Source organism: Solidesulfovibrio sp., assembly GCF_029978005.1.
In the GTDB taxonomy this organism is placed as follows: domain Bacteria; phylum Desulfobacterota; class Desulfovibrionia; order Desulfovibrionales; family Desulfovibrionaceae; genus Solidesulfovibrio.
On sequence record NZ_JARKOZ010000094.1, the window covers coordinates 1 to 24692 of the forward strand.

At 65.7% G+C, this 24692-nt stretch carries 21 protein-coding genes and 1 riboswitch; of the genes, 13 read left to right on the forward strand and 8 right to left on the reverse strand.

Going from position 1 to position 24692, the window contains the following annotated elements:
- From Q1K70_RS10955 to Q1K70_RS10970, 4 genes are all read right to left on the reverse strand, one after another.
- Positions 1–838: Hpt domain-containing protein (locus Q1K70_RS10955; RefSeq protein WP_300159117.1), on the reverse strand; the 838-nt coding region annotated here is incomplete at its 3' end.
- A 107-nt stretch (positions 839–945) separates the two neighbouring features.
- Positions 946–2106 (reverse strand): Hpt domain-containing protein, encoded by a 1161-nt coding sequence (locus tag Q1K70_RS10960; RefSeq protein ID WP_300159120.1) that lies wholly within the window; start codon positions 2104–2106, stop codon positions 946–948.
- A gap of 13 nt (positions 2107–2119) precedes the next feature.
- Positions 2120–2896 carry an ATP-binding protein gene (locus Q1K70_RS10965; protein WP_300159123.1) on the reverse strand — a complete coding sequence of 259 codons (777 nt, stop codon included), beginning with the start codon at positions 2894–2896 and terminating at the stop codon, positions 2120–2122.
- A gap of 5 nt (positions 2897–2901) precedes the next feature.
- Complete coding sequence (locus Q1K70_RS10970; RefSeq protein WP_300159126.1) at positions 2902–4053, reverse strand: SpoIIE family protein phosphatase; 1152 nt, start codon at positions 4051–4053, stop codon at positions 2902–2904.
- A 177-nt stretch (positions 4054–4230) separates the two neighbouring features.
- On the opposite strand from Q1K70_RS10970, the gene Q1K70_RS10975 reads away from it, so the two are divergent.
- Both Q1K70_RS10975 and hflX read left to right on the forward strand, forming a co-directional pair.
- Positions 4231–4683 (forward strand): hypothetical protein, encoded by a 453-nt coding sequence (locus tag Q1K70_RS10975; protein ID WP_300159129.1) that lies wholly within the window; start codon positions 4231–4233, stop codon positions 4681–4683.
- A gap of 355 nt (positions 4684–5038) precedes the next feature.
- Entirely contained in the window at positions 5039–6604 is a 1566-nt protein-coding gene (hflX, locus tag Q1K70_RS10980; RefSeq protein ID WP_300159131.1) for a GTPase HflX, read from the forward strand.
- On the opposite strand, the gene Q1K70_RS10985 is transcribed toward hflX, so the two are convergent.
- The gene (locus tag Q1K70_RS10985) at positions 6570–7427 is read right to left on the reverse strand and encodes an alpha/beta fold hydrolase (RefSeq protein ID WP_300159134.1); all 858 of its coding nucleotides are present in this window, start codon (positions 7425–7427) and stop codon (positions 6570–6572) included. The genes hflX and Q1K70_RS10985 overlap by 35 nt on opposite strands.
- Positions 7428–7442: 15 nt before the next feature.
- On the opposite strand from Q1K70_RS10985, the gene Q1K70_RS10990 reads away from it, so the two are divergent.
- Both Q1K70_RS10990 and Q1K70_RS10995 read left to right on the forward strand, forming a co-directional pair.
- The gene (locus Q1K70_RS10990; RefSeq protein ID WP_300159137.1) at positions 7443–8165 is read left to right on the forward strand and encodes an AzlC family ABC transporter permease; all 723 of its coding nucleotides are present in this window, start codon (positions 7443–7445) and stop codon (positions 8163–8165) included.
- A complete protein-coding gene (locus Q1K70_RS10995) occupies positions 8138–8464 on the forward strand; it encodes an AzlD domain-containing protein (RefSeq protein ID WP_300159140.1) in 327 nt (108 codons plus the stop codon). Before Q1K70_RS10990 ends, Q1K70_RS10995 begins: the two co-directional genes overlap by 28 nt.
- Positions 8465–8481: 17 nt before the next feature.
- Here Q1K70_RS10995 and Q1K70_RS11000 read toward each other — a convergent pair whose 3' ends face one another.
- The 3 genes from Q1K70_RS11000 to Q1K70_RS11010 form a co-directional block, all read right to left on the reverse strand.
- Positions 8482–11331: an ATP-binding protein gene (locus tag Q1K70_RS11000; RefSeq protein WP_300159143.1), complete on the reverse strand. Its 2850-nt coding sequence runs from the start codon at positions 11329–11331 to the stop codon at positions 8482–8484.
- A gap of 138 nt (positions 11332–11469) precedes the next feature.
- Entirely contained in the window at positions 11470–11952 is a 483-nt protein-coding gene (locus Q1K70_RS11005) for a C40 family peptidase (protein ID WP_300159146.1), read from the reverse strand.
- A 51-nt stretch (positions 11953–12003) separates the two neighbouring features.
- Positions 12004–13485, reverse strand: a complete 1482-nt coding sequence (locus Q1K70_RS11010; RefSeq protein WP_300159149.1) for a methyl-accepting chemotaxis protein — start codon at positions 13483–13485, stop codon at positions 12004–12006.
- Positions 13486–13796: 311 nt separating this feature from the next.
- Here Q1K70_RS11010 and Q1K70_RS11015 point away from each other — a divergent pair, with 311 nt between their 5' ends.
- From Q1K70_RS11015 to Q1K70_RS11055, 9 genes are all read left to right on the forward strand, one after another.
- Entirely contained in the window at positions 13797–14564 is a 768-nt protein-coding gene (locus Q1K70_RS11015) for an ABC transporter ATP-binding protein (RefSeq protein ID WP_300159152.1), read from the forward strand.
- An 82-nt stretch (positions 14565–14646) separates the two neighbouring features.
- Positions 14647–15774, forward strand: a complete 1128-nt coding sequence (locus Q1K70_RS11020) for a branched-chain amino acid ABC transporter substrate-binding protein (protein ID WP_300159155.1) — start codon at positions 14647–14649, stop codon at positions 15772–15774.
- A 508-nt stretch (positions 15775–16282) separates the two neighbouring features.
- A complete protein-coding gene (locus tag Q1K70_RS11025) occupies positions 16283–17200 on the forward strand; it encodes a branched-chain amino acid ABC transporter permease (RefSeq protein WP_300159158.1) in 918 nt (305 codons plus the stop codon).
- On the forward strand, positions 17184–18407 hold the full coding sequence (gene livM / locus Q1K70_RS11030; RefSeq protein WP_300159161.1) for a high-affinity branched-chain amino acid ABC transporter permease LivM: 1224 nt from the start codon (positions 17184–17186) through the stop codon (positions 18405–18407). The genes Q1K70_RS11025 and livM overlap by 17 nt, the downstream gene beginning before the upstream one ends.
- 2 nt (positions 18408–18409) lie before the next feature.
- Positions 18410–19126: an ABC transporter ATP-binding protein gene (locus Q1K70_RS11035; RefSeq protein ID WP_300159164.1), complete on the forward strand. Its 717-nt coding sequence runs from the start codon at positions 18410–18412 to the stop codon at positions 19124–19126.
- 18 nt (positions 19127–19144) lie between these two features.
- Positions 19145–20338, forward strand: coding sequence for a hypothetical protein (locus Q1K70_RS11040; RefSeq protein WP_300159167.1), 1194 nt, complete (start codon positions 19145–19147; stop codon positions 20336–20338).
- Positions 20339–20351: 13 nt separating this feature from the next.
- Positions 20352–21425 carry a hypothetical protein gene (locus Q1K70_RS11045; protein WP_300159170.1) on the forward strand — a complete coding sequence of 358 codons (1074 nt, stop codon included), beginning with the start codon at positions 20352–20354 and terminating at the stop codon, positions 21423–21425.
- A gap of 20 nt (positions 21426–21445) precedes the next feature.
- Entirely contained in the window at positions 21446–21730 is a 285-nt protein-coding gene (locus Q1K70_RS11050) for a hypothetical protein (RefSeq protein WP_300159173.1), read from the forward strand.
- A gap of 267 nt (positions 21731–21997) precedes the next feature.
- A riboswitch (cobalamin riboswitch) is annotated at positions 21998–22225 on the forward strand.
- A gap of 130 nt (positions 22226–22355) precedes the next feature.
- Positions 22356–24548: a ribonucleoside triphosphate reductase gene (locus Q1K70_RS11055; RefSeq protein ID WP_300159175.1), complete on the forward strand. Its 2193-nt coding sequence runs from the start codon at positions 22356–22358 to the stop codon at positions 24546–24548.
- The last annotated feature ends 144 nt before the right edge of the window (positions 24549–24692 follow it).

Here is a 24692-nt window from a genome sequence, read left to right on the forward strand (position 1 = left end):
TTGGCGCGGCCGGCGGCTCGGGGGCCTGGGGCGCGGCGGGCGGCGCTGGCGGCGCGCCGACCGGCGTCTCCAGGACGCAGCCCTCGCAGGATTCGATGGTCACGTCGCCGGGATTTTCCAGAAAGCAGAACACGTCGCGCAGGGCGTTGGCGTCCACGACCGCCGCGTCGTCGCCGCGCAGCAGGGCCTCGAAGCGCAGGTCGCAGTCCAGGGGGTCGAGGACGGCCAGTTCCGGCACGGCCGACAGGTCGCAACGCACGGAAAGCTTCCCCATGGACCGCAGTTCGTCGAGCAACGCCAGGGGATCGGACTTGGCCAGATGGCCGGCGTCGGACGGGGCCAGGCGGATGCGCCAGGTGCGGGTGCTGCCGCTCGGGGCGGACGGCGCGGGAGGCGTCGCGGCCGGGACGTCCGGTTCGGGCGCGGCGCACGGCCGGGCCGGGGCCTCGTCTTCCGGAAGGTCCGGGCTCTTGAGCAATTCCTTGAGGCGTGCGTCCAGCTCCACGTCCTCCCCGACCGACTCCCCCCCCTCGGCCAGCATGGCCGCGAAACGGTCCTTGGCGGCGAAGGAGGCGTCGAGCAGGCCCTTGCCCACCACCCGCCAGCCCGTGCGCACCTGATCGAAGAGCGACTCCAGGTCGTGGGCCAGCCGCACCACGGCCGCAAGCCCGAACATGTCGCAGGCCCCTTTGATGGTGTGCACGGCCCGGAAGATCCGGTTGACCGTGTCCATGTCCCGGGGGTTGTGCTCCAACTCGAGCAAGGCGCCGTCCAGCTCGGCCAGGTTCTCCATGACCTCTTCCCGGAACAGCGTGCGCATCTCGTCGTGTACGGCCATCAAGGACCTCCCGCCCTAGTGTCGCGTCCCCGAAGTTCGCGTATCCATAGCATTGCGATGACGATCTTTACCTGAACGCTGCCGGCGCATTTCCTTCGGGCGCGGCCCTAGGAGGCGAAAAGCAGCTGCGCCGGCAGGCCGACGGCGGCCAGGGCGTCCGGCGTGATGCCGGCCCGCCTGGCCGTGGCTGCAAACGACGCCGGCGGGGCGCTCTGGTGCGCCAGGGGCAGCCCCCGGGCGGCGAACGTCCGGCCGGCGGACACCAGGACCTGGACCATGGCCAGGTCGGCCTGGACGCCCGGGGCGAAGTCCATGACCAGCCCCGCCCCGTGGGCCAGCCCGGCCAGGAAGGCCTCGCGGGCCGCCGCCGCCTCGGCCGGGGCGTTTCCATCCAGTCGCAGCACGGCCCGACCGTCCGCGATCCGCAGGGCGAACGGCCCGAAAACCTCCTCGCTTTCCGCCGCGGCGGCGGCCGGCGCTTCCGCCGCCGGCGCGGCGGCAAGCGCGGACAGGTCCACGGGGTGGATGCGCGAGGCGTCGAGGGCGAAAAGATAGCTCACGATGTCCGGTTCCACGATGGAGGCGAACAGGACGTAGAAGGGAATGCGGTTGACCGGCGGCGCGTCCAGGTCGCCCACCACGGCCAGCTCCATGCGGCAGTCGAGGATCATGCCGCTGGCCTCCATGGTGTTGATGACGTCGAGCGGCGTCTTGCCCCGGGCCTGGACGTCGTGGATGAGGTCGTACTCCACGAGGTAGAGGTTCTTGCCGCCGGAAACGCCCTGGCGCAGGCTCAGGGCGTCCATGGAGAAGACGACCTCGCCGCCGGGCAGGGCGATGGGCACGACGTCGGCGGCCTTGGCCCGCTCCTCCGGGGCCAGGTGCTCGGCCGTGAGCCCGGACAGGTCGGCCAGCAGGCCGGAGATGTCCTCGGCGTCGCTGGCCGGCCCCATCTCCACCAGGCCGAGCAGCCGGTCGAAGCCGGCCAGGAGCTGGTTGACGACCCGGGTGTCCGGGGCCACCTCGCGGCTGCGGACCATGTGCAGCAGGTTTTCGAGCTTGTGGGCCAGGTCGCGGATGTTGCCGAGGTTCAGGAAGCCGGCCCCGCCCTTGATGGAATGGGCGGCGCGGAAGACCTTGTTGACGAGTTCCTCGTCGATGTCCGCTCCGTCGCGCTCCATGTCCATGAGCGCCGATTCGATGTCGGCCAGGTGTTCGCGGGTGTCCTCCACGAACATGGCCATGATTTCGTCGTCCATCTGGTCCATGGTCGCTCCCGGCTCAGGCGGTTTCGACCTGGAAATGCTTGTCCAGGCGCATGGTGCGCAAAAGCGCCGCCAGGTCGGCGTTGACGTGGCGCAGGGCCAGCCGCCCGCCCTTCTTGCCCAGGGTGTTGTGCACGGCGATGAGCAGCCCGATGCCCACGGAATCAATAAGCTCGACGCGTGACAGGTCGATGACCAGCGGGCCGTCGCCGCCCTGGAGGATCTCCTTGAGGCGCGCGCGCAGTTCGTCCGCGACCGAGGCCACGATGTCCCCGGCCGGGCTCACGATGGTCTGCCCGTCCTCGATGCGTATGTCGTGCATGGGTGTGCTCCGGTTGTCGTTTTCCCCCGCCTCGGGGAGGACCGCCGGGCCGCGCAGGCCGGCCACGGCCTTGGTCAGGGTCACCTGGTTGCCGGCGGCGTTGAAGCGCACGTCGTCGGCGTAAAGGGTCAGGATGGTCAGGCCGCGGCCGCTGGTGGCCTCGGGCGGGGCCAGGCTGGACAGGCCAGAGCGCCAGTCGAAGCCCGGCCCCTGATCGGTCACGGCAAGGGTCACCCGGCCCTCGGCGGTCAGGACCTCGAGGGTCACGACCTTGAACGGGTCGCCGCGGCTGCCGTGGAGCACGGCGTTCAAGAGCGCCTCGCGCAGGAGCAGCTTGACGTCGAACAGGCTGCCGCCGGCGTTGTGGGCTTGGAGAAAGCGCACGGTCTCGGCCACGGACCGGTCCAAAAGGGCCAGTTCGGCCGAGAAACGGAAGGACAGGCCGCCGGGGAAGGACTGGATCTCGTACATGGCCGTCACACCTCGATGCCCATGAGCACCAGATCGTCCTGGGGCGGCTGCCCGCCCTCGGTCATGGCCTCGGCCACGGCGGCCACGGCCGCCTCGAGGGGCCGGTCGGCCGCCAGGCGGCATTGCTCCGTCAGGGCCGCCAGCCCCGCCTCCCGGGCCCGGGCCCGGGAGCCGAACCGTTCGATGAGCCCGTCGGTGTAGAGATACAGGCGGTCTCCGGGCGCGACCGGCTGCTCCAGATAGCCGCACTGCACCGTGTCGAACACGCCGAGCACGTCGCCCTCGGCGGCCAGCACCGTGGCCGCGCCGTCGGGCGAGACCAGAATGGGCGGCGGATGGCCGCCGTTTACCAGGGTCAGCTTCCGGCGCTTGCGGCTCAGACAGACCATGGCCGCGGTCAGGTGCTTGCCGCCCTGCAGCAGGGTGGAAAGCACGCTGTTGATGTTCTTGAAGGTCTCGAGCGGCGTGAAAAGCGGTCCGGTGTTCTGGCGCAGCAGGGCCTTGAGCGAGGAGGTGACGAAGGAGGCCCCCAGGTCGTGGCCCGAGATGTCGGCCACGAAATAGCCCGTCACCGTGTCGGTCCAGGGGAACACGTCGTAGAAGTCGCCCCCGGCCTCGAGCACCGGCACGTAGCGCACGGCGAACCTGGCCTCGGGCAGGTCGGCCGGCGCGACCAGGATGGACTGCTGGGCGTCGCGGATCTGCTCCAGCTTGGCCGCCTGCTCGGCCAAAAGCGCCCGCAGGCCCCGGCGCAGCCGGATGTGGATCTTGACCCGGGCCAGGACCTCCTCCCGGGCGAAGGGCTTGGTGACGTAGTCCACGGCCCCCAGGCGCAGGCCCTTGACCTTGTTGTCCACGTCGTCGAGGCCGGAAATGAAGATGATGGGGATGTCGGCCGTGGCCGGATCGGCCGTGAGGCGGCGACAGGTGTCGAAGCCGGACTCCCCGGGCATCATGATGTCGAGGATGACGAGGTCGGGCTGCTCCCTGGCCGCGATCTCACGCCCCTTGGGCCCGGAATCGGCCCGCAGCGGCTCGAACCCGGCGTCCTTGAGCATCCAGGCCAGGGTCTCGACGTTGATGACCTCGTCATCGACGATGAGGATGCGCGGCGGGCTGGCCTGGGAGGGCAAGCTCCTGGCGGCGGAGTGTTCCATGCGTTGGCACCGGATCGCTGTGCGGCCGGGAGGGGGGCCCGCAGGGTTCTGGAAACGCGTTGCATTCAAGCCTGCCAGCCAGTATGACGATTTCCGGGGCGATTGACAACGCGGCCGGACATGATTTTTCATGACCCTCCCCCACGGCGGCCGGCGAGGCGCAAGGTACGACATTTTATGGGAAACATCCTGGAATCGCTCAAGAAACACCACCGCGAGCTCGGCGTCGCGGCCATCTGGATCATAAGCCTTCTGCCAGGCGTCATCGTGTCCCTGCGCAAGGGCGACCCCTGGCACGCCACGGTGGTGGTCATCTTCATCCAGCTGCTGGCCTCCTTCGGCTCCATCACGCTTTTCGGCGTGATCACGCAGCTGATCTGCTACAAGTACATCGAGTCCGTGGAGATCCACGACCGCATGATGGACGGCCTGTTCTTCGGCTTCCACGCCGGCATGGTCATCTGGATCTGCTATGGCTTCTACCACATCCTCTTCGGCCGCAAAATCATCGGCAACGTCAACGACCTGGTGGCCATCTTCGGCGTCAGTTGCATCGGCAGCTGCATCCTCGGCATCGCCATCGGCTTTTTGGTCGGCAAGCTGCGCGACGGCAACGCCACCATCGTCTGAACAAAAGCGGCCGGGCAACGCCTCCGGCAGCCAAAGGGCTCGCGCCCTCTGGACTCCCATGACGGATTACCGTTCGTTGCCATTGCGATAGGGAGGTCCAGGAGGGGCACGCCCCTCCCGGCCGCCGGAGGCTTCAACCCCGACCGTTGATTGGAGAACCGCCATTTCCGCCAAGGTCCAAGGCAACACCGTCGGGCTCAAGCCCAGCCAGATCAAGGCCCTGGAGCGCCTGGGCACCCGGCGCTATCCGGCCAAGGGCGCGGCCACGCCCGACCAGGCCCGGGAGCTGGCCGCCATCGCCTACGGCATCGGCCGCCAAATCGGTCTGCTCATCGACCGCAAGGGCCGGCCGACCATGATCCTGGTCGGCACGCCCAAGGGCATCCTCATCCCGGAGCTCGACCGCTCGCGCCTGGGCGCGGGACGCCTTCGCGGCGTGCGCCTGCTGCACACCCACCTGACGCGCGAGGGGCTGACCGAGGAGGACCTCACGGACATGCTGTTCCTGCGCCTGGACAGCGTGGCCGCCCTGACCGTGGACGACCAGGCCCAGCCCGTGACGCTGCACGCCGCCGTGCTGCTGCCGCCGGGCGCGGGGGACGCGCCCTACGACGTGCTGCCGCCGCGGCCCTTCGACCGGGTGGAGGAGGACTTCAACGCTCTGGCCGAGGCGCTCGAAGCCGAGCTCGCCCGCGAGGGCGAACGGCTGGCCGCGCCGGATTCCCGGGAAGCCGGCCGGGAGAAGGCGGTGCTCGTCAGCGTGGCCAGCTCGCCCCGGGCCGTGCAGGAGGCCTCCCTGGCCGAACTGGCCGCCCTGGCCGACACGGCCGGGCTGGCCGTGGCCGAGTCCGTGGTGCAGCGGGTGGCCACGGTCAATCCGAAATTCATCCTGGGCAAGGGCAAGCTGGCCGAGATCGAGGTGGCGGCCCTGCGCAGCGGCGCGTCGCTTCTGGTCTTCGACGGCGAGCTCTCGCCGTCCCAGATCCGCAACCTGGCCGAGGTGACCCAGCTGCGGGTCATCGACCGCACCCAGCTCATCCTCGACATCTTCGCCCAGCACGCCGCCTCGCGCGGCGGCAAGCTGCAGGTGGAGATGGCCCAGCTCAAATACCTCCAACCCAGGCTCGTGCGCCAGGACCGGGCCATGTCCCGGCTCATGGGCGGCATCGGCGGCCGGGGCCCGGGCGAAACCAAGCTCGAGGTGGATCGCCGCCGCATCCGCGAGCGTATCGGCCGCATAAAAGACGAGCTCAAGGAGCTGCGCAAGCGCCGGGCCGCCGCCCGGGCCGGCCGGGCCAGGGCCGGGCTGCCCGTGGTGTCCCTGGTCGGCTACACCAACGCCGGCAAGTCCACTCTGCTCAACACCCTCACCGGCAGCGAGGTGCTGGCCGAGAACCGGCTTTTCGCCACCCTGGACCCCACCAGCCGGCGGCTGCGCTTCCCCAGCGACCGGGAGATCATCCTGACCGACACGGTGGGCTTCATCCGCGAGCTGCCCAAGGAGCTGAAGGAAGCCTTCCGGGCCACCCTGGAGGAGTTGGAGGCGGCGGACCTGCTCGTGGCCGTGGCCGACGCCTCCCATCCCGAGGTCGAGGGCCAGGCCGCGGCCGTGGCCGACATCCTGCGGGAGATGGAGCTTGGCGACATCCCCAGGCTTTTCGTGCTCAACAAGTGGGACGCCGTGCCCGAGGAGGCGCGCGGGCCGCTTCGCAACGCCTTTCCCGAGGCCATCCCCCTCTCGGCCCGCACCGGTGAGGGGTTAAGCGCCCTCACCGACGCCATCCTGGCCCGGGTGCGCCCCGGCCCCGGCGTGCGCGACCACGGATCGGCCCCGGCCGGGCCGGAGGCGACCCCGGCGGACGGGGATGGCGACGCGGACGGGGCGGCTACGGCTGCGGACGCGGCTCGAACCGGGCCTTGACGAATTCCCGCACGTATTTCCAGTATTCCGGCGCGTCCACGATGTTGCCGTGGCCGGTGCCCTCGATGACGCGCACGTCCTTGGGGCCGGGCCAGGCCGCGGCCAGGCGGTCGGCATGGCGCGGCGGCACCAGCCCGTCGGCCCCGGCCACCAGGAACAGGGCCGGCGCGGCGATCCTGGCCGCATCGGGGACCACGTCGAAGGGATTTTTGAGCAGCAGGCGCACGGGCACGAAGGGATGGCCCTCCTGGCCCACGCCGGCCAGGGAGGCGAAGGGGGTCACGAGGATGATCCCGGCCACGGGCCGGCGGGCGGCCACGTGGGCGGCCAGGGCCGTGCCGAGGCTGCGGCCCATCACCACGATGCGGGTCTCGGGCTTGATCTTTTCGGCCAGGGCGTCGTAGGCGGCCAGGGCGTCCTCCTTGAGGACCGCCTCGGACGGCACGCCGTCGGAATGGCCGTAGCCCCGGTAGTCCAGGCCGGCCACAGCGTAGGGCCGCAGCTCGTTGGGCGACCAGAGGAAAAAGCCGGTCTGCTCCTCGGCGTTGCCGCAGAAGTACAGCACCGCCGGGGCGCTGCGGCCATTCATGCTCCGGGGCAGGTAGTAGCCGCGCAGGACCGCGCCGTCGGCGGCGGCGACGGAGAATTCCTCCAGACGGGGAAAATAACGGCGGATCTCCGCCTCCCGGGCCGGATCGGCCGTGCGGCCGGGAAACACCATGGAGTTCTGGCCCAGGTAGAGCATGACCAGATAACCGCAGTAGGCCAGGCCCAGGGCCATGGCGACGATGACGATGATTTTCATGACATATTGTTTTTTCATGGGAAAAAGGCCCCCGTGTCCCCCGCGCCCCTGACCCCGCCCGGCGGGCCGGCCGTCTGGCGCGAGGCCCTGGCCCGCGTCGCGCCCATCGCCATGGGCTACGTTCCCGTCGGTATGGCCTATGGCGTGCTGGCCGGCAAGGCCGGGCTTTCGGCCATAAACGTCCTGGCCATGTCGCTTCTGGTCTACGCCGGCTCGGCCCAGCTCGTGGCCGTGGGCTTTTTCGCGGCCGGCGCGTCAGGGATTTCCATCGTGGCCGCCACCCTGGCCGTCAACCTGCGCCACCTGCTCTTCTCGGCCGCGTCCGTCCCCTGGACGTCGGGCTGGCGCAAGCGGGAGCTGGCGGCCTTCGCCTTCGAACTCACGGACGAGACCTTCGCCCTGCACGCCGCGCGCTACGGCCACGGCGACCGGGACAAGCGGCTCACCCTGGCCGCCAACACCCTGGCGCAAGCCTCGTGGGTGGCGGGCACGGCCCTTGGCGTGGCCGCCGGCGACGCCCTGGGCGACGGCCGGGCCCTGGCCCTGGATTTCGCCCTGCCGGGCATGTTCCTGGCGCTTCTGGCCGGGCAGCTGCGTTCGCCCTCCCAAGCGGCGGCGGCCGTGGCCGGAGGGGCGCTGTCGCTTGGCGCGGCCTGGTGCGGCGCGTCGGGGATCGGCACGCTGGGCGCGGGCCTGGCCGGGGCGGCCTGCGGCATGGGAGTGGAAGCATGGACGCGCAGGAAACGATCTTCCTGACCATCTGCGGCATGGCCGCGGTCACCTACGCCACGCGCGCCGCGCCGCTGCTCTTCCTGGCCGGGCGGACGCTGCCCCCGGCGGTGCAGCGCTTCCTGGCCCACGTGCCGGCGGCGGTGCTGGCCGCCCTGGCCGTGCCGGCCGTGCTCGCGCCCGAGGGCCGGCTGGCCGGCCTGTCCAGCCCCGTGCTCTGGGCCGGGCTGGCCGCCTTCGGCCTGGCCCTGCGCACCCGGGGCTTTTTCGGACCCGTGGCCCTGGGCATGGTCATCGTCGCCGCGGCCCGCCTTTTGGCCGGCTAGGGACGGGAAAACGTCGCCTACGCCCCTGGCTTGCCCTCTTCCCGGGCCAGCCAGGCGGCGAAGGCCCGGCCGCATTCCAGCCAGAGGTCGCACAGGGCGGCATGGGCCTGCCGGGCCGCCTCCTCGTCGCCGGCCCGCAGGGCCTTTTCCAGCACCCGGGCCTGCTCCCGGCAGGAATAGGCTCCGAGCGTCGCGGCCGCTGCCTTGATGGTGTGGGCGTCGATGGCCGCCCCGGCCGGGTCCCCGGCGGCCATGGCCTCCCGGGCGGCGGCCAGGCGGCGCGTCCCCTCCTCGAAGCTCACCCGGCAAAGCTCCAGGTACTGGACGCGGTCGATGCCCATGCCCTCGCGGGCCGCCTCGGGGTCGAACAGGGCCATGCCCGGGCCGGGCCGGGACCCGGTCGCGGCCGGGGCCGGGATATGGCCGCGCCGGCCAGCGGCGTCCAGCACGTCGCGCAGCACCTTGAAATTGATGGGCTTGGGCACGAATCCGTCCATGCCCGCTTCCTGGCACTCCTGGCGCATGTCTTCCAGGGCGTGGGCCGTGACCGCGATGATGGGCACCTCGGGGTCGAGGACCGGGGCGTCCGGTTCGCCGCCGGCCCGGATGGCCCGGGCCGCGGTGATGCCGTCCACCTCGGGCATCTCGATGTCCATGAGCACCGCGTCGAAGCGTTCCCGGGCCAGGATGGCGTAGGCCTCCCGGGCCGAGGCGGCCACGGTCAGGTCGTGGCCCAGGCGGTTCATGTGCAGCCGGGCCACGGCGGCGTTGAGGGCGTTGTCCTCCACCAGGAGGATGCGCAGGGGACGGGAGGCCTCCGGCCGCTCCCCGCCTTCGTCGGTCCCGGCGGCGACCGGCGGCGTTCCCGCGACCGGCGACAGGGGGACCGTGCAGGTAAACGCGCTGCCGCGCCCGGGATCGCTTTGGACCGTCACGTCGCCGCCCATGCGCACGGCCAGTCCCTTGGCGATGGCCAGCCCCAGCCCCGTGCCGCCGAAGCGCCGGGTGATCCGTCCCGAGCCCTGCTCGAAATCCTTGAAGAGCCTCGAGACCTGCTCCTCGTCCATGCCTATGCCGGTATCGGCCACGCGCAGGGCGATGGCCAGGCGGCCGTCGGGCAGCGGCTCGGCCGAGGCCAGGGACACGGTCACGGTCACCGATCCGGCCGCAGTGAACTTGACGGCGTTGCCCGTCAGGTTGACCAGTATCTGGCGCAGCCGGCCGGCGTCCCCGCGCAGCACGGCCGGCACGTCGTCGGCCGTCGCGGCCGAGAAGGCCAATCCCTTTTGGGCGGCCTCGTGGGCGAAGACCGACGCCACCGAGGCCAGGACCTGGCGAAGGTCCACGTCGCCGCGTTCGAGCACGAGCTTGCCGGCTTCTATCTTGGAAAAATCCAGCACGTCGTTGACCACGCCGAGCAGGTGCCCGGCGGCCTCCTGGATGGAGCGCAGATGCTCGCGCTGGGTCTCTGTGGCCGGGTCGGCCAGCAGTTCCTCGGCCAGGCCGATGACGACGTTGAGCGGCGTGCGTATCTCGTGGCTCATGACGGCCAAAAAGGCGCCCTTGGCCTTGCTCGCGTCCTCGGCCCGGTTCTTGTCGCGCTCCACGGCGTCCTGACGCAGCTTCTCCTCGGTCACGTCCACGTAGGAAAAGACCCGGCCGATGCAGGCCTCGCCCTGGACGACGGGGCCGCTGCGCCGCTCCAGGAAGCGGCCGTCGCCAAGGGCCAGCACCGTCGTATCCTGGCGGCGGTCGTCGGCCATGAGGCTTTCGTAGACCTCCATGGCTCCCCGTGAATCGAGCAGCTTCTCCCGCAACGCCTTTCGCCGCGCTTCGGTCTCCATTTCGGCCCAGTCCCCGGGCAGCCGCCACAACTCCAGGAACCGGGCGTTGACGGCCAGAAGCTCGCGCTCCCCGCCCACACCCAGGCAAAGGACGCCCTCGATCTTGGATTCCAGGATGGCCCTGTGCAGGGCCAGGGCGCGTTCCTGCCGGGCTTCGGCCTCGCGTCGGGCCGCGATCTCGTCCGTCAAGCGCTCGTTGGTCCGGGCCAGCTCCTCGGTACGCTCCTCCACGCGGCAGGCCAAAAACCGGCTGTCCTCCTCGATTTGGGCCTGGCTTCGGGCCAGCCGCTCGTCGGTCTCCTTGAGCCTGGCCGCCATGGTGTTGAACGCCTGGGCCATGCGACCCAGCGCATCGCGGGAAGTCACCGGCACCGCCACGTCGAGCCGCCCCGAATGCACGGCCTCGAGCCCACGCCGCATCTCCTCCACGGGATGCAGCACGAAGCGGTGCAGCATGAGGTTGAGCAGGGCGGCCAAAAGCAGATAAGCCCCGCCCACGGCCAGGGCGAACACGTACCAGGTGTGCTGGTTGAGCGTCGCGATTTCCCGCAGCGAATAGCGCAGGCGCAGGTAGCCGAGGGTGCGCTCCCCGTCCGAGACCGGCTCGACCAGGGCGGCGTAGAACTTCCCCTCGTCGTCGGCCGAGACCGAGAAGACGCGCCGGCCGGGCACGCCCAGGTTGCCTGCGTCGTCGGACAAGGGGGAGGGCCGGCCCTCGCCGGCCGTGACCAGCAGCCTGCCCTCGCCGTCGAAGAGCGAGGCTTCGGTGACGCCGTCGACGCGGACCAGTCGGTTCATGATGTCTTGGGCCTTGCCGCGCTCGGTCTTGCCGTCGAGCATGGGGCCCAGGGCCTCCAGGCGGTGGGCGGCCAGGGCTCCGAGCAGGGCCCGGGTCCTGTTCTGGGCGGCCGCCTGCCGGGTGCTCATGTAATAGGACAGGACGCCGGCGAAGGCTCCGGCCGCGGCCAGGAAGGCGATCAGGATGGCGAGGTTGATCTTGACCCGAAGGGAGGCTCCGCGCATGGGGGGACTTCCGGTGCGGCCGCGCACGGGGCGGGGTCGGGCCTGTCGGCGCGAGACGCGCGGCGACGGGCTGTTTCATTTTCTCGATTTGTTAAAGAGAAAAGGACCCGGCTGTCAAAGGATTCGCCGCCTTCCGCCTCAGGGAGAGAGGACCCGGTTGGCGGCGTAGTAGCTCGAGCGCCAGTACGGAGCCATGAGGCTCTCCTCGCGCACCCGGCCGCCCGAAGACGGGCTGTGGATGAAGCCGCCGTGGCCGTCGAAGATGCCCACGTGCAGGCTCGACGCCCTGCCCGACGGCATGAAGAAGACAAGATCGCCGGGCCGCAGCTCGGTCTTGGGCACCGGCCGCCCCACGTGGAGCTGGTCGTCCGTGCGCCGGGGCAGGCGCACGCCGTGGCGGGCGTAGACCCACTGCACGAAGCCCGAGCAGTCGAAGCCCGTGTTGGGGGACTGGCCGGCGGTACGGTAGGGCACGCCGATCTGGGAGCGCGCCGTGTCCACCACGCCGCCCTGGCCCGGCGGAGGCAGAGGCGAAGGCTCGCGCCCGCCGCCGGAAAAGGCGCAGCCGCCGAGAATGAGGCCGAGTCCGGCCAGCAGGGCGAAACGGATGGCTGCCCGCATGCTCCAAACCCTCCGGCCGGAGCCATGCAACCGCCGTGCCTGGCCGCCGCCTCAACCGAGGCGGAAGAAGCCGATGGCCTGGCGCAGTTGCCCGGCCTGCTCGGAGAGCGCCCCGGAGGTCGAGGCCAGCTCTTCCGAGGCCGTGGCGTTTTGCTGGATGGTCTGGTCGAAGTCCTGCATGGTCCTGCTGACCTGGCGGCCCCCGGCGTTCTGCTCGGCGCTGGCCGCGGCCATCTCCCGCACGAGCTCGGCGTTCTTGCGGATGTCCGGCACCATGCGCCCCAGCATGTCTCCGGCCCGTTCGGCGATGGACGCCGTGGAGGCGGACAGGCCGCTGATGGCCGCGGCGGACTGGCGGCTGCGCTCGGCGAGCTTTCGGACCTCCGAGGCCACCACGGCGAAGCCCTTGCCGTGCTCGCCGGCCCGGGCCGCCTCGATGGCGGCATTGAGGGCCAGCAGGTTGGTCTGGCGGGCGATCTCCTCCACGATGCCGATCTTTTCGGCGATGTCCCGCATGGCCGCCACGGCCCCGCGCACGGCCTCGCCGCCGTCCTGGGCGTCCTCGGCGGCCTTGGCCGCGATGGCCTCGGTCTCGGCGGCCCCGGCGGCGCTCGTTTCGATGCTCTGGGCGATCTCCTCCATGGAGGCCGAAATCTCCTCGACCATGGCCGCCTGCCGGCTCGCGCCCTCGGCCATGTCCTGGGCGGCGGCGGCCACGTGGCCCGCGCCTTCGGCCACGTTGTCCGAGGCCTCGCGGATGCGCGAGACCACCTCGGCGATCTTTTCGCCCACGGCGTCCACGGCCCCGGCCAGCTGGCCGATCTCGTCCCGGCGGGAAAGGCCCGCCCGGCGCGTGAAGTCGCCGGCGGCGAAGGCCGCGGCGCAGTCCCCGAGCCGGGACAGGGGCGCGACGATGCGGCGCTGCACGCCCAGGGCCGCGCCGGCCAGGCACAGGGCCAGCACGGCCGTGACGCCCCAGTAGACCTGCCGGTAGCCCGCGACCTGGACCCGGTAGCCGGCCAGGCCCTCGCGGCTGGCCTCCTCCTGCCGGGCCACGCCGGCCAGGATCCTGTCCTTGACCGCCCGCCAGGCGGGCGTGGCCTTGGCCTTGAGCGCCTCGGCCGCCTCGCCCTTGCCGCCGCCGTCCCGGTCGAGCCGGGAGAGCACGGCGGCATGGACGGCGCACAGCTCCCGCCACATCCGCTCGATCTCGCCGAGCCCGGCCGCCTCGCCCTCGGGCAGTCCGGAACGCAGCTGCCCCAGGGCGGCCTGGAAATCCCCCTCGGCCGTGCCCAGGTTCTTCCTGGCGGTTTCGTCGCGGGGATCGATCAGGATGTTGCGCACCGCCTGCCCGGCCTGCAAGCCCTGGGAATAGAGCTGCTCGAAGGCGTGGAGGTTTCGCATGTCGCGCACGACCATGGATTCCATGCGCGCGTCGCTCTCGCGGCTCTGCAGGGTGTAGCAGACGCCCTGCACGCACAGGAGTCCGATCAGGACGGCGGAGCCGAGCCCGAACACGTTACGCAGCTTCATTTCCTTCCCTCCGACGCCCCGCGCCCCGCCATCCGGAGTCGCCGTCGAAGCGTCTGATTTTCCTGTCTATAACGAACGCCGTTTCGCGCAAATGAAAAAAAACGACGATCGTTTCCCGGCCTCCGGAAGGCCTTCGCCCCCCCGGCCGCATCGCCCCCCCGGGCCGGGTCGCTGTGAACATTTAACAAAATCGGCAAGTTCCGCCAGGAGCCCCGACTCGGGAACACGTTCCGGGGCCCGGTCCGGGGCCTTGCGCCGGCGTCAAGTTTCCCTTTGTTTTTTGTCGGATTTTTTCGTAAGAACCCGGTTCCATGGCTCACTTGTGTCTTTCCGACGTCAGCGTCCACTTCGGGGGCCTGCAGGCCCTCACGGAAGTGTCCTTCGATCTGCGCCCCGGCGAGATCTTAAGCCTCATTGGGCCAAACGGCGCGGGCAAGACCACGGTATTTAACGTCATCACCGGCGTCTACAAGATTTCCGGCGGCCAGGTGACCTACGACGGCCAGCCGCTCTCCGGTCTGCGGCCCCACCACATCCTGGCCCGGGGCATCGCCCGCACCTTCCAGAACATCCGGCTGTTCACCGCCATGACGGCGCTCGAAAACGTCATGGTGGCCAGGCATTGCCGCACCCGGGCCACGGTGCTCGGCGCGGTGCTGCGCACGCCTTCCCAGCGCCGCGAGGAAAAGGCCGTGCGCGAGCGGGCCATGCGGGCCCTGGCCTTCGCCGGTCTGGCCGGACACGCCGACACCGTGGCCAAGAACCTGCCCTACGGCCTCCAGCGCCGCCTGGAGATCGCCCGGGCCCTGGGCTCGGACCCCAAGACCCTGCTCCTCGACGAGCCCGCCGCCGGGCTCAACCCCTCGGAGAGCCGGGACCTCATGGAGACCATCGCCCGCATCGCCGCCACGGGCGTGAACGTGCTCCTGGTCGAGCACGACATGAGCGTGGTCATGAACGTCAGCCACCGGGTGGTGGTCCTCGACCACGGGGTATGCATCTGCCAGGGCAGCCCCGACGAGGTGCGCGCCAACCCCCACGTCATCGAGGCCTACCTCGGCTCCGAGGCAGACGTATAGCGACATCGCCGCGAATACGCCCGCATGGCCGCACCGTCGCGGCAAGGGGGGCGAGACCAAGGACACAGGAGGTTTGCGGAACATGAAGACGAGAAGCATCATCCTCACGGCCCTGGCCATCTGTCTCGCCATGGCCGGCACGGCCGCGGCCAAGACCCTCAAGATCGGGAGCCTGAGCCCCTTGACCGGCTCCTACGCCGCCGACGGCAACGACATCGCCAACGGCACGCGGGCGGCCATCGCCGCCATCGAGAAGGAAGGCGGCATCCCCGGCTACGACAAGATCGAGCTCTTCGCCGAGGACGACGCCTGCGACCCCCGCCAGGCCGTTGCCGCCGCCAACAAGCTGGTCAACGAGAAGGTCGTCGGCGTCGTCGGCGCCTACTGCTCCTCGGCCACCATCCCGGCCTCCGAGGCCCTGGCCGAGGCCGACATCCCCATGCTGACCCCGGCCTCCACCTCGGAAAAGGTCACCGAGCGCGGCCTGCCCTACATGTTCCGCGTCTGCGGCCGCGACGACGACCAGTCCATCGCCGCCATGAAGTTCATCAAGGACGTGCTGGGAGCCAAGACCATCTTCATCGTGGACGACAAGACCACCTACTCCCAGGGCCTGGCCGACAACGTCGAGAAGCTGGCCGCCAAGGAAGGCGTCAAGGTCATCGCCCACGACCACGTCAACCAGGGCGACAAGGACTTCTCGGCCGTGCTGACCAAGATCAAGGAAGCGGGGCCCGACGTCCTGTACATGAGCCTGCAGAACTCCGCCTCCGGCGCGCTCATGCTCATCCAGGCCAAGCGGGCCGGCGTCAAGGCGGCCATCATCGGCCAGGACGCCGTGTACCACCCGCAACTCATGGAGATCGCCAAGGACGCCGCCGAGGGCATGTACCTGACCTTCGGCTACATCGACGACGCCACCCCGGCCTACAAGAAGTTCCAGGCCGCCTACGAGAAGTTCGGCAAGCCCGGCGCCTATTCGGCCTATTCCTACGACGCCGCCTATTCGCTGCTCTCCGCCATCAAGGCCGCGGGGTCCACGGACCCGGCCAAGATCAAGGCCGAGCTGCTCAAGATGGACATGGACGGCGCGTCCAAGAAGATCAAGTTCCAGGCCAACGGCGAGTCCGGCTCCAACTACATCATCCGCGTGGTGAAAGACGGCAAGTTCGCCAACTACTGGGACCCCCAGACCGGCAAGAAGTACTAGATCATGGACGGCATGGGGACAGCATGAGCTGGCCCCATGCCGCATTTTTTTGGTGCTGAAATGAGCTATGGTTCAATCGCCACACTTGCAACACATTTCTATTATTTGCTTAAGCCAACGATCACTCCTTTGGGATGCTGGGAATGAGCGCTTATTTCCATGGGGAGACAGGAAAAGTCCTGTGGCAGGACAGCCTCCCCGGGACTATGCCAACACGGGCACGTCCGCATTGTTCCAGCTGTCATATATTTGAAACAAGGAACCCCGCACGATACAAGAGCCGTTTTATTATCGCAATTCATACATATAAGCTACACATTGAACAAAGTCACGTGCAACATCAAGGCAATAAAACGGCATTTCAACAATACTTTCAACAAAAACCAAGACGAAGACGTTATCGATGTGGTTGTTGAAATGTTTAAATTCAACCTGGTTGTTCAATCTGTCGTCGCACTCCGTATGGCAGACACTGTGAAAGCACACATCAAGAACTAGCGCAGTAAAAATGGAATATCTCATCCAGCAGCTGGTCAACGGCCTGACACTTGGCGGCGTCTACGCCCTGGTGGCGCTCGGCTACACCATGGTCTACGGCATCATTTCGCTCATCAACTTCGCCCACGGCGAGATCTTCGCCGCCGGCGGCTACCTGGGCGTAATCCTTTTAAGCTACATGGCCTCCCAGGGCCTCATGGAGGCCCATCCCTGGTTCGGCCTGGCCTTCGCCCTGGTCCTGGCCATGGGCTACTGCGCCATGCTGGCCATGGCCGTGGAAAAGGTGGCCTACAAGCCCCTGCGCAGCTCCTCGCGCCTGTCCGTGCTGCTCTCGGCGCTCGGCATGTCCATCTTTCTCCAAAACGGCCTCATGCTCACCCAGGGCGTCTACGACAAGGCCTACCCCACGGAATTCACCCACGGCGGCTTCGAATTCTGGGGCGTGCGTGCAAGCTACATGCAGATCGGCATCATCGCCGTCACCGCCCTGCTCCTTTTCCTGCTCAACGCCCTGGTCTTCAGGACCCGCATCGGCAAGGCCATGCGCGCCACGGCCCAGGACAAGGTCATGTCCGCCCTGGTCGGCATCCACTCCGACAAGGTCATCAGCGCCACCTTCGCCATCGGCGCGGCCCTGGCCGCCGCCGCCGGCATCATGGTCGGCCTCTACTACGGCTCCGTGCGCTACGACATGGGCTTCGTGCCCGGCATAAAAGCCTTCGCCGCGGCCGTGCTCGGCGGCATCGGCAACATCACCGGGGCCATGATCGGCGGCTTCGTCATCGGCATGGTGGAGATCCTGGCCGCGGCCTACATCCCCCACGGCGGCGAGTACAAGGACGTCTTCGCCTTCGTCATCCTGATCCTCGTGCTCTATTTCATGCCGACCGGCATCATGGGAGAAAACGTCGATGACACGCGGGTCTAGGAAGTCCTGGCTGTACTTCGGGCTGGGCCTGGCCTGGTTCTACCTGCTGCTGTGGCCGCTTTTGGGCATCCGCGACGGCGGTTTCCATTTCGCCAATTCCTTCCGCGTCTGGCTGCGGGTGGCCGTGGCCGCGACCCTCTGCTTCGTCCTTTTCCGCTTGGGCAAAAGGGGCGTCCTCGATCCGGTCCTTACCCCCATGGCCCGCGCCCGCGACGCCGTGGCCGGGGCCTGCGCCCGCGCCCCGCGCTGGATGTTCTACGTGCCCCTGGCCGCCTTCGCCCTGGCCTACCCCCTGCTCACCAACCGCTACGCCCAGGACGTGGCCATAAACGTCCTGGTCTACATCTGCCTGGGGCTGGGGCTCAACGTGGTCGTCGGGCTGTGCGGCCTGCTCGACCTCGGCTACATCGCCTTCTACGGCGTGGGGGCCTACACCTACGCCCTGCTCTCCGTGCACTACGCCCTGCCGTTCTGGGTCTGCCTGCCCATCTGCGCCGTGTTCGCCGCCGCCGCCGGCTGCGTCATCGGCTACCCGACCCTGCGCATGCGCGGCGACTATCTGGCCATCGTGACGCTCGGGTTCGGCGAGATCGTGCGCATCGTGCTCAACAACTGGATGGCGCTGACCGGCGGCCCCAACGGCATCCTCGGCATCAAGGCCCCGGGGATCTACCTCCCGACCTTCGCCGACGGCTCCTTTTCCTTCGAGTACCTGCTGCTGCGAAAGCTCGAATACCTCTATTACATCATCCTGGCCCTGGCCGTGTTCACGGTGGTGGCCGTGTACCGCATCAACTTCTCCCGCATCGGCCGCGCCTTCGAGGCCATCCGCGAGGACGAGACCGCGGCCGAGCTCATGGGCGTGGACACCTTCCGCTTCAAGCTCCTGGCCTACGCGCTGGGTGCGGTCTTCGGCGGCCTGGCCGGGGCGTTTTTCGCGGCCCGCATGCGGTTCGTCAGCCCCGAGAGCTTCACCTTCATCGAGTCGGCCATGGTGCTGGCCATGGTGGTTTTAGGCGGCATGGGGTCCATCCCCGGCGTCATCCTCGGCGCGCTGGCCCTGGTCGCCCTGCCCGAGGTGTTCCGGGGATTCGAACTCTACCGCATGCTGGCCTTCGGCGGGGCCATGGCGGTGATGATGCTGGTGCGCCCGGCCGGGCTCTGGCCGGCGGCGCGCCTGGGCAAACGATCGGACGATTCGGAGTAGCCGTGGCCGCGATCCTGGAACTAAAGGGCGTGTGCGCCCATTACGGCCGCATTCAGGCCCTTCGCGACGTGTCGCTTGTCGTCAACCAGGGCGAGATCGTCACCATCATCGGGGCCAACGGCGCGGGCAAGTCCACCACGCTCATGACCATCTGCGGCATCGTGCGGGCCAGCGCCGGCGACGTGCGCTACATGGGCGAATCCATCCTGGACAGGCGCGCCGACCAGCTGCCCGAGCGGGGCCTGTGCCAGGTGCCCGAGGGCCGGCGCATCTTCCCGCGCCTGACCGTGCGGGAGAACCTGGACATGGGCGCGTTTTTCCGCCGCGACGCCGAGGGGATCGAGGCCGACCTGGGCTTGGTCTACCGGCTCTTTCCGGTGCTCTTCGAGCGGCGCAAGCAGCACGGCGGCACGCTCTCCGGCGGCGAGCAGCAGATGCTGGCCATCGCCCGGGCGCTCATGAGCCGCCCGAAGATGCTCCTTCTCGACGAGCCGTCCCTGGGCCTTTCGCCCATGATCTCCCAGCACATCTTCCGCATCATCAAAAACGTCAACGAGGAGCGCGGCATGACCATCCTCCTCGTGGAGCAAAACGCCAACATCGCGCTGAAGCTCGCCGACCGGGCCTACGTCCTGGAGACCGGCTCCGTGGTCCTGGAGGACACGGCGGCGCGGCTTCGCGAAAACGCTGACATCAAAAAGGCCTATTTGGGGCAGTAATACTTTCAGGATATCGATATGGACACGAAAACAGAAAATTACGACATTTTAGTCGACAACAGAACTGGATGTTTGTCGATTATTTGCACAACTACTGTTAATTCGTATTTAAGGTTTATCCACAAATCTTATCTAAACAAAGGAGACATAGAAAAACAAAGAGAGCCATTAAATACAAAGACCGCTATCCGTATCCGGCAAATTATGATAGACGACATAATCAAAGGAGCAATACTTCCGCCAATTGTTATTGGTATTGTTGTTTCGGACGAAAAATTTAAAATGATCAGCAATGGCGAGGTCAATATCACGAAAGATATAGACTCAGAATCTGTTAACACCATTTCTATAATTGATGGAATACAACGGACAACAGCCCTTATACTGGCTTTAACCGAAAATTCTGACATACAAAACCATTCCATCCGAATTGAATACTGGATTTCAAAATCAATAAACAGCCTAATATATCGGATGCTCGTCCTTAACACGGGCCAGATTCCTTGGGATTTGCGCCGGCAGCTAGAGACAATATATAAAGCGCTAATTAACGAGATCAATTCTAAAGTCAAAAATATAGAGCTTTTATCTATTGAAGACAAGGCAAGACGAAGAAGGCCCGGTGTTTTTCAAGCCAACAAAATAATAGAAATGTTTTTATCTTTTACTTCGAGAAAAAACAATGTCGACCTAAAGGAAAAAGTTGCAAGTGACTTTGCCAGAATGGACGCCATAGAAGCCCTCGCCAACGAATCCTATATACTCTCATTCACAACAGTACTACAATATCTTGTTAATATTGACTTTTTATTTTCTAGCTACTCGAAGCCAGACAAAGAAGATTCTATGAGAGGTAAATTTTCTGATGGCCTGGATATATTCACTAGTCAACCGGCTTCGATAGGTTTTATCGTAGCCTCTGCCGTATACATTTACGGCAGGCCTGGTATAAAGCACAACGACAATGAGATTACGGTCAAGGGCAAGCTATATCAGGAAGGTTTATTAAAGCTTCAGGGGAAACTTGCAGAGCTAAACCCTAACGATATGCGTATTTTCTTGGATTTTCCAGGATTAAATGAAAAAATTGCGATTCGGACTGGAAAAGTTGGTGATTTTGAAAGAGACTTTTTCACCAAAGCATTCGGGACACTGATTGAACTTGGAACTGAAATAGATTCAATGGCACCGTGCTGGGAGGCATACTATTAAAATGTCACGAAACATGATCGATCATGTACGTGAATTAGGAGACATACTTTGGAAACAAAAAGCATCTCCGTGCCCACAAACATTCAAACTTATTCCTCCACAGCCTCATCTCCAGCAGATCGAGAAAGATAAATTTCTTAACTCTACAATTTTAACGGCAGAGCCTATACTTCCAGGCTATCGGTGTGTCAAGATAGAGTACGAAAACTGCTACTACTTTGCCGTTTCCCATGCCATACAAGAGAACACTCACCCGCTTTTTGAAAACTTTGATCTTGCAACATTCAACGAAGACTTAACTGACGGCTTTTTTCTACTTTTATTCAAACCCCTCTCTTTAAAAATCAAAGAAGACATATCCCCTATACTTCTTGAAAATGAAGTTTGGGGCATACTTGACGACAAGCTTTACTCCGGCCACGATCTTGATAAGTTAAAAAAAATTTTTGACAGTGTTGTTCTAACAAAAGTCTACTCACAAAGCAAGCTCGCCGAAAAATCTCCTTCGGAGTTTGGGAAAATATTTTTATCATACGACAGAAATCTGTATTCTTTACCATTTCATGATTTAACTATCACCCTTTTTCGCGATCTTCTATACGAAGAATACCCCTACTTCATCCAACACAACATATTTCAATCCTTAACGGCTACACATTTCCAACATTCATTTATCGATCTCTATAAATGCATAGAGTATTTATACTCACTACCGCATGCACTTAGTTTAAAACAAGTCATCAACTTTACGGGGAAAGCTTCGGAACTAGCCGACTATTGCCGAAAAAAACTTAACTGGAAAAGAAAAGAAGAGTATTCTTTGCAGTTGCTCATAAACATGGCGAAGCAAAACATAGTAGAAAGCATCAATTTTGACAAGACTTCACTTATATTTGGCTGTACACCCGAGCAGGAAGACTTTTGCGAGAAATTTTCTAGACAGCTATACAAAATAAGAAACTCATTTGTACACCAAATTGATCAAAGTGACCAAATATCTTTGAGCGACGATGAATACAACAGTGTCATACATACATTACTTGTCATTATTCAGCAGCTATTTGTTAGCCTTAAAACTGAAATTTAACCCAACCCACAGGTTACAGCATGACGATACACAATAATCCCGTCCTCGACGCCATCCTGGCCAGGCTTCGCCCCGAAAAGGCCGAGGCCGTGCGCGCCCTGATCCTGGACGCCGTCGCCCGGCAGTTCGGCGACAGTCCTGACCCCAAGGCCGTGGAACGGTTCCTCGACGACATCCGCGTCGCCCAGTCCCTGTCCGGCATCGACATCGACTACGCCGAGCACTACACCCACATGCACCAGGCCGGCGTGGACTTCATGCGTCTCATCCAGGCCGTCAAGGCGGCGGACAAGGACTACAAGTAGAGGAAAAGTGGAAGGAGCCTCCGGCGGCCAGAAGGGGCGACGGCCCCTCCTGGACCTCCCGAAAGGGGGGAGAAGCCGGCGGGAAGGATGTTGACGGCAAAATATCGGATAAATAAGATAAAGTTAGTTCTGTAGTTTTTTCGCCGCGTTCCACTTTCCCGGGCTGTCGCCCGCTGGTTCCTAACTTTTCCAACCCGCTTCAAGCACTGAAAATATCCATTTCGGCCCGGCCGGGGCCCCACGTTGACACCGCGAGGCGCATTTCTCATACAGTGGGGCTGCGTTGGTGTCCGCCCGCGTCGGGGAGGAAGCGGGGGGACGGCAAGAGGGAATCCGGTGGGAATCCGGAACTGCCCCGCAGCGGTGAGCGAAAACGACCCCCGCCATGAAGCACTGGGCGCAAGCGCCCGGGAAGCGGCGGGCAGTAGGCCGCCGGCGTTTGTCGCGCCGGCCCGTTCGCGAGTCCGAAGACCTGCCAGCGCCCGCCGGCCGCAAGCCGGCGGCGTCGAGGGAGCCTCGCGGGAGGGCGACCCGGACGGCACGACGTGGGAGGCCCGTCGCGCCGCCAGGCCTCGCATCAGTCAACGGCGCGTTCGCGCCACGTCCGAACAGGGAGAGACCGTCCATGTTTTCGCCGTCCGAACACGGCAATCTTGCCGTCGATGTCGCGCGTCCGGCCCACGAAACCGCCCAACCCATCGAAAAAATCCCGGCCGTGGCCGCCGTGCCGGCCCGCATCCGCAAGCGCGACGGCCAGATCGTCGCCTTCGACGCGGACAAGATCCGCTCCGCCATCCGCCGTGCCGGCCTGGCCACAGGCGATTTCAGCGACGACGAGGCCTTGCTCCTCACGGCGCAGGTGGTCAAGGTGCTGGCCCACCGCTTCGCCGGGCAGATACCGGACATCGAGCGCATCCAGGACGTGGTGGAGCAGGCTCTCATTTCCGCCAACCATTTCCGCACCATGCGCGCCTACTCCGTCTACCGCGAGCAGCGCGCCCGCCTGCGCCAGGACAAGAAGACCGTGGTGGACGTGGCCGCCTCGGTCAACGAATACCTCGACCGCCAAGACTGGCGCGTGGCCGCCAACGCCAACCAGGGCTATTCGCTCGGCGGACTGATTTTGAACGTCTCCGGCAAGGTCACGGCCAACTACTGGCTCTCCCATGTCTACCCGCCGGAAGTGGGCGCGGCCCACCGCGAGGGCGACCTGCACATCCACGACCTGGACATGCTCTCCGGCTACTGCGCCGGCTGGTCGCTGAAAACGCTCCTCCAGGAAGGCCTCAACGGCGTGCCCGGCAAGGTCGAGGCCAAGCCGCCCAGACACCTGTCCAGCGCCGTGGGCCAGATCGTCAACTTCCTGGGCACGCTGCAGAACGAATGGGCCGGGGCGCAGGCCTTCTCCAGCTTCGACACCTACATGGCCCCGTTTCTGCGCAAGGACCATCTTTCCTACGACGAGGTGCGCCAGTCCATCCAGGAGCTGATCTACAACCTGAACGTCCCCTCGCGCTGGGGCACCCAGACGCCGTTCACCAACCTGACCTTCGACTGGACCTGCCCCGAGGACCTGGCCGCCCAGCACCCGGTCATCGGCGGCGAGGAGATGGACTTCACCTACGGCGAGCTGCAAGCCGAAATGGACATGATCAACCGTGCCTACATCGAGGTCATGACCGCCGGCGACGCCAAGGGGCGCGTGTTCACCTTCCCCATCCCCACCTACAACATCACCAAGGACTTCCCTTGGGAATCGCCCAACGTGGAGATCCTGTTCGAGATGACGGCCAAGTACGGACTTCCGTACTTCCAGAACTTCATCAATTCCGATTTGGAGCCCGGCATGGTGCGCTCCATGTGCTGCCGGCTCCAGCTCGACCTGCGCGAACTGCTCAAACGCGGCAACGGCCTTTTCGGCAGCGCCGAGCAGACCGGGTCCGTGGGCGTGGTGACCATCAACTGCGCCCGCCTGGGCTACCTGCATCGCGGCGACTGGAACGGCCTGGTCGCGCGCCTCGACGCCCTGCTCGGCATCGCCCGCACCAGCCTCGAGATCAAGCGCAAGGAGATCACCCGCCGCATGGACGCCGGGCTTTTCCCCTACACCAAGCGCTACCTGGGCACCCTGCGCAACCATTTCTCCACCATCGGCGTCAACGGCATCAACGAAATGGTGCGCAACTTCACCGGCGGCGTCCACGACATCACCACGATCGAGGGGCACGCCCTGGCCGTGGAGCTCCTCGACCACGTGCGCGAGCGCATGACCGAGTTCCAGGAGCAGACCGGGCATCTCTACAACCTGGAGGCCACCCCGGCCGAGGGCACCACCTACCGCTTCGCCCGCGAGGACCGCAAACGCTTCCCGGACATCCTCCAGGCCGGCACGGACGACAAGCCCTACTACACCAACTCGTCCCAACTGCCCGTGGGCTTCACCGACGACCCCTTCGAGGCGCTTTCGCGCCAGGAGGAGCTCCAGCGCAAGTACACCGGCGGCACGGTGCTGCACCTCTACATGGGCGAGCGCATCACCAGCGCCGAGGCCTGCAAGAACCTCGTGCACCGCTCGCTTTCGCGCTTCGCCCTGCCCTACGTGACCGTGACGCCGACGTTTTCCATCTGCGACATCCACGGCTACCTCGTCGGCGAGCAGAAGACCTGCCCGCGCTGCGCCGCCGAGGGACGCGAGCAGGCCTGCGAGATCTGGACGCGGGTCATGGGCTACTACCGGCCCAAGTCGGCCTTCAACACCGGCAAGCAGGGCGAATACGAAGAACGGATCTGCTTCCACGAACCCAGGCTCGACGCCTAGGGACGCGACGACGTTTCTCGACAGAAGCGTTCACCTGCGGATGTCGCCTTGGCGATGCGCCCTGGCGCATCGCCCAAGCGCGGCGTGACACGGACGGCCGCGCCGGGCGGCCGGGGGGCGGGCGCGTACCCCCCCCCCCCCCCC